At 68.8% G+C, this 7,537-nt stretch carries 6 protein-coding genes; all 6 read right to left on the reverse strand.

Going from position 1 to position 7,537, the window contains the following annotated elements; all coding sequences use genetic code 11:
* Positions 1 to 2,354: DUF6531 domain-containing protein (locus AC27KI_RS15810; protein WP_487114678.1), on the reverse strand; the 2,354-nt coding region annotated here is incomplete at its 3' end.
* Positions 2,355 to 2,375: 21 nt separating this feature from the next.
* The gene (locus tag AC27KI_RS15815) at positions 2,376 to 3,566 is read right to left on the reverse strand and encodes a hypothetical protein (RefSeq protein ID WP_487087770.1); all 1,191 of its coding nucleotides are present in this window, start codon (positions 3,564 to 3,566) and stop codon (positions 2,376 to 2,378) included.
* Positions 3,567 to 3,575: 9 nt separating this feature from the next.
* Entirely contained in the window at positions 3,576 to 4,703 is a 1,128-nt protein-coding gene (locus AC27KI_RS15820) for a DUF2169 family type VI secretion system accessory protein (protein ID WP_487087768.1), read from the reverse strand.
* Positions 4,700 to 6,004 carry a hypothetical protein gene (locus AC27KI_RS15825; protein WP_487087766.1) on the reverse strand — a complete coding sequence of 435 codons (1,305 nt, stop codon included), beginning with the start codon at positions 6,002 to 6,004 and terminating at the stop codon, positions 4,700 to 4,702. The genes AC27KI_RS15820 and AC27KI_RS15825 overlap by 4 nt, the downstream gene beginning before the upstream one ends.
* Before the next feature lie 140 nt (positions 6,005 to 6,144).
* Positions 6,145 to 6,537: a hypothetical protein gene (locus AC27KI_RS15830; protein ID WP_487087764.1), complete on the reverse strand. Its 393-nt coding sequence runs from the start codon at positions 6,535 to 6,537 to the stop codon at positions 6,145 to 6,147.
* A 103-nt stretch (positions 6,538 to 6,640) separates the two neighbouring features.
* Positions 6,641 to 7,537: bacteriophage T4 gp5 trimerisation domain-containing protein (locus AC27KI_RS15835; RefSeq protein WP_487114680.1), on the reverse strand; the 897-nt coding region annotated here is incomplete at its 5' end.

Here is a 7,537-nt window from a genome sequence, read left to right on the forward strand (position 1 = left end):
CGCAGCACCGGCAGGCCCCGCCCCTCGTAGCCGAAGCGTGTCGTGCGGCCCGAGCAATCGGTATAGGCCACCAGATTGCCCGCCTCGTCCCAGCGCAATTGCTTGGTGCCGCCCTGGGCATCGGTCACCTCGACCGGCCGGCCCAGGCCGTCGTACTGGTAGGCCGTGGTCTGCCCTAGCGGGTCGGTCATCCGCACCAGATTGCCCTGCGCGTCGTAGGTGCGCCGCCACTCGAAGCCCATGGCATCGCGCAGCGTGGTCACCCGGTCCATCGCGTCGTATTCCAGCGCCGTGGACTGCCCCAGCGCATTGACGAGTTGCACCACGTTGCCGCGTGCGTCATGGCGCAGCGTGGTGCGCCGGCCCAGCGGATCGATACTGCCTTTGGCCGTTCCGGTGGCATCGAACGGCGTTGCCTCCCTCAACTCCTCGGGCGTGCCCTCGGCGGTGACGGTGGCCACGATGTTGAAGCGCGCATCCCAGTGGTACGCCGTCACGCGGCCCAGCCCGTCGGTGTGGCGGGTGATGCGCTCGTGGGGCAGATACGTGAAGCGGTCGTCGTCCTGGCCGGGGATGGGGGCATCGGCGCACCATGAACGCAGCACGCGGCCGTGCGGGCCTTCCGCGTCGTACTGGGCGAAGTAGCGGTGGCCGCTGGCCTTGCGGTAGCCCACCAGCACGCCCGAGCGCCAGGCGTACTGGCGGTAGGGCTGGGTGCCGTGCTGCGTGGCGACCAACTGGCCCTGCGCGTCGTAGTCGTAGGACGCCAGCAACTGGCTGCCGATGTGGCCCGGCACCCGCAACTCCACCGTGGACAGGCGCGCGCCGCGCAGGGGATCGTCGGGGGACGGTGCCCCGGTGGCCGGGGTCCAGGTCAGGCGCAACTGCCGTCCCGCCGAATCGGACAGGCCGACGAGGCGCGGTCGTGCGAAGGGAGACGAGAACGCCCCTGCGCTCGCAGCGCCACTGGCCGCACCCTTTGCCATGGCCTGCTCGTGGGCCTGCCGTGCGCTCCAGGTCAGCACCTCGCCCGTGCCTGCATCGGCGTCACCCGCCACCCAGTGCAGCGCCACCGCATTGCCGTTCGCATCCTGCAAGCGTGCCAGGGGCAGGCGCCACTGCTCGGGGGCATGCTGGCGGTAATGGTGCTCCAGTCCGCCCTTGTGCGCGATGACCCACAGGCCGTCCTCCGGGTGGCGCACGGTGAACTTCTCGTAGGGATCGAACCACTCGCCGCCCACGGCGACGTGGGGCAGCGGCACATGGCGGCCCGCCTCGTCCAGCAGCACCATGCCGTCGGCGGACAGGCGCAGCTCCTGCGCCATCGGGTGGCTCCAGCCGCGGCCCCAGGGGCCGTCCTCGGCGAGACCCGAGCGGTAGCGCCGCCGCCAGACCAGGGCCAACTCGGGGGAGGGGCCGGGCAGGGTGAAGTCGGTCTCGTCCATGAGTTTTTGGCCGCTGGAGAGGATGACCGGCCCGCCGATGGCGCACAACTCGCACCCGCCCTTGCCGTTGGGATCCTGGCGGTTGCTGTGTTCCTTGGTCTCGTGCGTGTCGTTCTTGCCCTGGCTCTTGGTGCTGGTCTTGAACTTCTTGCCCGCCAGGGCGGCCAGCAGCGCGAGGCCCCCGTGCAGCAGCCATTGGGCAAACTGCTTGCGCGCCGCCTCCTTCTGCGGCTCGGTCATATGGGAACTCCAGGTGTCCATCATGGCCTTGAGTTCCTGCGCGGCGGCGACGCCCGCCTCGCCCATCGCGAGCGCCCGGTCAGCCACCACGGCGCCCCCCATCACCTGCCCGATCACGGGAATGCCCTGGGCCGCGGACGCCGCCATCGACAGGGCCAGTCCGGTGTAGGTGGACGGGTCCTGCAGCAACTCCATGGCCTGTTCGATCTCCTCCTTGGCGGCGTCCGTGAAGTGAGCCGCGGTCATGCCGCCCAGCACGTCGGTGGTGTTGTGAATCAATTGCTGGGTCTCGGGCGCCAGCTGGCTCAGGATGGAATTGGTGAGGGTAATCACGCCGTTGACCACCATCTCGCCGCCTTCGTGCACCACGGACTTGACGTAGGTGACGTGCTCGTTCACCCGGTCACGGACATTGGTGAACCAGCCCACGATGGTGCTGGCGGGATCGTGCTGGCCCTGGTCCATGGCGCCGTAGCGGTTGGACATGTCGGTGCCGTGTTCATGGATGGTGCCCAGCGGGATCTGGATGGCCTTGCTGTTGTTGCGGTGCCAGGCCGTGCCCTGCTTGCCGCTGGGCTTGAGCTTGACGTAGGTCCAAGGATCGAACGTCCAGCCGTCGGCCACCTGCGTGATCGCGCCTTCGCCTCCGCTGAATATGTGCGTGCCCATGGTGTTTACCTCCCTTGGCCGTCAGCCGTTTTTTTCGTTCTGGAGAAAGCGCGCGGAATAGGTCGTTGCCACCGCGCCCGTGTCATGTCCGTGCGCCGGGGTACGACGGTGTGGGGGCGCCTCCGTACCGATGGTGCGTTCCAGTGCCACGGCCGCTGCTGCGGTGCCCTCGTCCAGCGCCCACGACAGGATGGAGTTGGGCGGTCGCGCATCGTGGCGCAGGCGCTGTGCGGCAAGGGCCCAATGCACCGGGCCCGTGGCGGCACCGACCTGGCCGATCACGGCGGCGGGCTCCCAGTCGATGGGGTTCCATCCTGGCCCCATCCGGGCCCGGGTGGGAATCTGTGCCATCGCCCGCCAGGTGGACCCATCGAAATCCGAGACGGTGTAGCCCACGTTGCCTGCTTGCCAGCGGGCATGGGCCAGGGCAGAGCGCAAGGCGTGTTGCAGCGCCTCGGGCTCCGGGGCCTGCTGGGGAAGTCGATGCGCGGTGGCATTCGTTGCCAGCGCGGGCGGGTGCAGCACCAGCCCGCGGCCGGTGGCGTCCCGCGTGTCCGGAGCGGCCTGCAGCCAGAGGGCAGCGGCGGCTTCGCTGGCGATGCAGCCGTCGGCATGGCGGTCCGTGAGCAACGCAGTGCGGGCATGGGCCGCTTGCAGGGTCGCGGTATCGAGCAGGCTGTCCACGGCCATCAGCAGCGCCGTGCCGCATGCCGGATCGCAAGGGCCGAGGGCCTGCAGTGCGGCAAAACCTGCCGTGTGCCCGCCGCGAACGAAGCGGCACTGCACGGCACCGAGCGTTGCGCTGGCCGCAGGGCCGGCCCAACGCCCGAGTTCGGCCAGGGCCTGCTGCCAAAGATCGGTGCCTTCGCTGTCGCTCATGCGCTCGGGCAGGGCCAGCGCCATACGGGCGGGAGCGGCCCACTCCGCATCGTGTCCCGGCTGTGCCATCGAAGACACCACGTCGGCCAAGGCGGCACCGAGCAGCCGGGCGAGGCGGGATATGCCCACTGCGCCCGATGTGATCTCCGGGCACGGTGCGGTCGTGATGGCATGCGGGCCGACGCCGGGGTGCGCTGCCTTCTGGAACCGTTTTTGCAGGCCCACCCAGGACGCGGCGGACTGCCAGGCGCTGGTGCCGGCCGAGGTGACGGCTCCAGCGTGTGCGATGTGCCAAACGCCAGGCGCGGCGGCTGCGGTCGAAAGAGGTGGCATCTCGATGGATCAGGGCAAGGGGGATGGGTTGCGGGGGGCGCGGGCATGGGCCGCGACGTGCGCCAGGCCGATCCGCTCCAGTGCGGGCGGCACGATCACGGCGCGCCACAGCAGCGAGGCGCGCTGCGTTGCGGTGTCCACCAGCAGCGTGTCCCAACGCAGTTCCTGGGGCGGGAGCAGCGTGCCGCCTGCGGTCTCCGCCTGCACGGTCAGGGTCAGTTGCGGCCACGTGAAATACAGCGGGCCCGCTTCCGACATTCCATGCAGGGCCAGGGTGTGGCCCGGTCGCGGCACCTCGCGCAACTGCAGGGCATCGGGCGCAGCGTTGTGGTGGCGCGGGTCGAAGTCCTCGGGCAGTTCGGGCGCGCGGGTCGCTTGCCAGGTGCCGCCGAAGGTGCCCTGCAAGTCGCGGCGCGGGACGTGGTGTGGCGGGACATGGCCGAGGGCGATGGGGTCGAGGGTGTCGTCCCAGGCGGTAATGGCTCGGTCCAGCGGTTCGATCCACGGCAGCGGTGCGCCTTTGGCGGCTGCGGCGCTGCGGTACCAGCCCATGCCCTCCGGGTTGGGCTCGAAGGCATGCACCTGGCCGGTTTGCGTGTCTTTCTCCTGCCCGCCGAATGCAAAGGGGCGCAGGAGCGGGATGCGCAATGCGGTGGCGTCGTTCGAGGCCCGCAGCCTGCCGATCAATCCAAGTTCGGGCAGCCAGGTGCGTGGAGCGAACGCGCGCAGTTCGATCAGGCGTCGCGATCCACTGGTGCCGAGGTAGTCCGCTGCGGCATCGATCCATGGTCGTGGGCAGCCGTCCGGCGCAACGGCCCAGCCGTTCACGATCAGATCGAAGCAGGGCTTGGGCGGCACGTACTCGGTCTCCAGGCAGGTCCAGAGTTCATGGTGGCGTGCTGCGATGGCAGCAGCCTGGGCCGCTTCCAGGGGCAGGCTGCCGAGCGTCTGGCGCACCCCCTCCCGCGAAATGGCGGCCTGGTCCCTTGCTGCCGCAAGTTGGGGCGGCAGGCCCGCCGCCTCAGCCAGTTGCCACGTTCCCTTGACGATCAGCAAAGCCGCGTTGCGCCGCTCGGCGTCCTGGTGCGGAAAGACCTGCGTGCGAAACGGCGTGTGGTTGAGGACCGGGCACGTCATGGCGATGGCGGATCGGCTTGCAGGCTGGCCACCAACTGCACGGTCTCCACCGCGGCCATCTGCCGGGCGGCGAGGTCTTCGTGGGACAGCGTAAACGGACGGTCGGTGACCGCGGCATGCTCCACGTAGAGCCAGCTGCGCAGCGCATGCCCGACGTCGAAGGCGTGCGTCAGGCGATGGGTCTGCGTGATCGGCTGGCCCGAGCGGATGCGGATGGCATCGAGCGCCCAGAGTCGATCCTTGAGTGCAGGATCTGTCCATCGGGTGATTTGGTCCGGCTCCAGCCCCGTGCAGCCGTTGGCCGCGAACACTTTGCAGACGAGGGCGCGCAAGGCGCGTTGGCGCTCGTCGGAGGTGCCCTGGGAGTTCACCAGCTCGCCCGGCACGTGGCCGAACACCAGCCGCAGGACGTCGCGCTCGCCCGGCTCCAAGGGCCGCTCCTGCCGTTCGATGAAATCGAGCACCGGCAGTAGCCCTTCGATGCGCCCCGCAAGGGCCGCGACCCGCAGCGCCGTGTCGTTGGGCACCCGGAGCCCTTGCAGGACGGCACCCAGGGCCGTTTCGGGTTCGCGCGCGGCCCACAGCGCGAGCGCGGCGTCGGCCGCGGCGGCCCAGCCGATGGGGTGCGATTGCTCGGTGGGGCCGTCTGCGGCGGTGATGCGGTCGATGTAGTGCCGCAGCTCAGGCTGCAGCCGGTGCCCGCCCATCACGCCCAGGGCCTGCAGCGTGGTGATCTGCCGGGCGAGGTCCTGGCCCTGCAGCACGGCCTTCCATTGTTCTTCTGCCCGGGGTGGCACCTGCCCCATGCGCGCGCAGGCCAGCAGGCACGCATCCGGGTCCGCTCCGCGCACCGCTGCCGCATGGACTGCGGCAATGTGCTCCGGCAATGCGAGCCGTCCCGCCAGTTCCACGCCGCAGGCCAGCAGCTGGGCGTCGTCCGACGCCAGAAGGTGGCCGCAGGTATCCGGTGCGGCATAGAACCACAGGGCATCCCGAACGCAGACGGGTTGCGCTGCATGCAGGCGGGCGATGAGGTCCAGGCGCGTCGCCACATCGGTTTGGTGCTGCTCTGCCAGCGCAACGCGCACGAACGCGGCACCTGCGATTTCCTCGGGCTGGGCCTTGCCGTCGAGAATCGCCGCCGCGTCCAGGCAGGCGGCGCCGTAGTAGCGGCCGACGGCGATGAGCGCGTCCAGGCGCTGATCGACGGCCTTCAAGGCGCGCAACGTATGCCCACCGCGCAACATGCCCGAGCGCCGGCCGTAGGCTCGGACGGCGATCCCCATCTGCCGGTTCAGCATGCCGGGCAATGGCGGCGGTGTGGAAGGTCGAATGCGAGAAATCATGGGCCGTAAAGGAAGGGCGGTAGCGGTCCTGCCACGCGATGACGGTCTGCCTCGCACCGCGAACGCAGTGGCGGCCACGGCGCGGCGCAGAAAGGTCAGTTCAACTCGATGGAGCCGCCTTCGACGCGATGGGTTTCGACCGCCGCCGATGTGATCTGGTGGCCCCGGATTTCGACCGATCCATCCTGCGAGAACTGCATGCGCGCATCGGCGCAGCGCAGCAGCACGCTGCTGACCGCGCTCAATTCGAGCTGGGTCACTTCCAGCGACAGCGCCCCGGTTGCCCGGTCGAATTGCCAGGGCGCAGCGGCGGGCGCGCCAGGGCAGGGCCAGGCCGCGACGATCAGCGCTGGCAAGGGCGCGTCTCCTGGCACCGCCGATGGAAGGTCCGCAGGCAGGGCCGCGAGTACGTATTGGCCTTCGATCACCCCTGGCATCTGGGATGCCAGTGCCGCACGATGTTCCTGCCCTCGGTACTGCAGGGTCACGGTCCCATCTGTCTCCTTTCGCAGGACTTGCGCTGGCAGGAAGGACCATGCGGAATCGGTGGGCGAGGCGACCAAGGATGAGGCATTTCGGAGCATGCGGGGATCAGTTTTCATGGATGCCCCCGGAAAGGGTGGTCACATCGCTGGAGCCGATGAGGCGGATGCTGTTGCCGTTGGCGGTGATGGTGCCGTCGGCCTGGAGGGTGATCGAACTGGCACCGACTTTCAGCGTAATCGTCTCCGCATCCATGGTGATGCTGGAGCCGCCACCACCGCCACCTTCTCCACCGCCCGAGGAGGACGGTGCGGTCACGTTCTTGGTCAGGCCCGCGCCACCGCCCCCACTGGCATCTCCGCCGCCACCCCCTACGTTGAGGCTGTACTTGGTGCCGACCACCGTGGTCTGATTGGTGCCCACCTTGATGTCTTGGTCGCTGCCCACCATGGTGCTTTGGTTCTTGCCCACGATGGTGGCCATGATCGCCCCGACATTGAGGTTATAGACCACGCCCACGTTTTCCATGCGGCCGATGCCCACGTTCTGCATGGAGGCGATGCCGATGGTTTCGGTCTTGAACTTGCCGACCTTGATCGACCAGTTGTTGCCGATCTTGTCCTTCTCATTGCGACCGATGGTTTTTGTCCGGTTCTTGCCGATGCTCACCGTCTCGTCGATACCGACGTCCTCGCGGCGGTTGTCCCCGATGCTGATCCGCTCATCATGATCCACCCGCTCGGTGCGGTTGTTGTGGACCGTGATGTCCTCATTCCGGTCCACTGTTTCCGTCCGGTCGCGGTAGATGACGTTGGTCTCGTCCCGGTCGATGGTCTTGCGGCGGTCCTGACCCACCCAGTGGTCTTCATCGTTCTCGACCTCGATGAGCTGGTCCTTCTGCGCATGCAGCCACAGTTGCTCGGCCCCGGCCTTGTCCTCGAAGCGGATAGCGTTGGCATCGCCCGCGCCGTTCTTCAGGCCGTCGCCGAAGGCCCCGCCCTTCTG

This window comes from Acidovorax sp. KPB24-03 (assembly GCF_057546605.1).

Excerpts from the sequence above, each read along its gene's own strand:
- AC27KI_RS15815 (WP_487087770.1), bottom strand. The coding sequence starts at position 3,566 with ATGCCACCTCTTTCGACCGCAGCCGCCGCGCCTGGCGTTTGGCACATC.
- AC27KI_RS15820 (WP_487087768.1), bottom strand. The coding sequence starts at position 4,703 with ATGACGTGCCCGGTCCTCAACCACACGCCGTTTCGCACGCAGGTCTTT.
- AC27KI_RS15825 (WP_487087766.1), bottom strand. The coding sequence starts at position 6,004 with ATGCTGAACCGGCAGATGGGGATCGCCGTCCGAGCCTACGGCCGGCGC.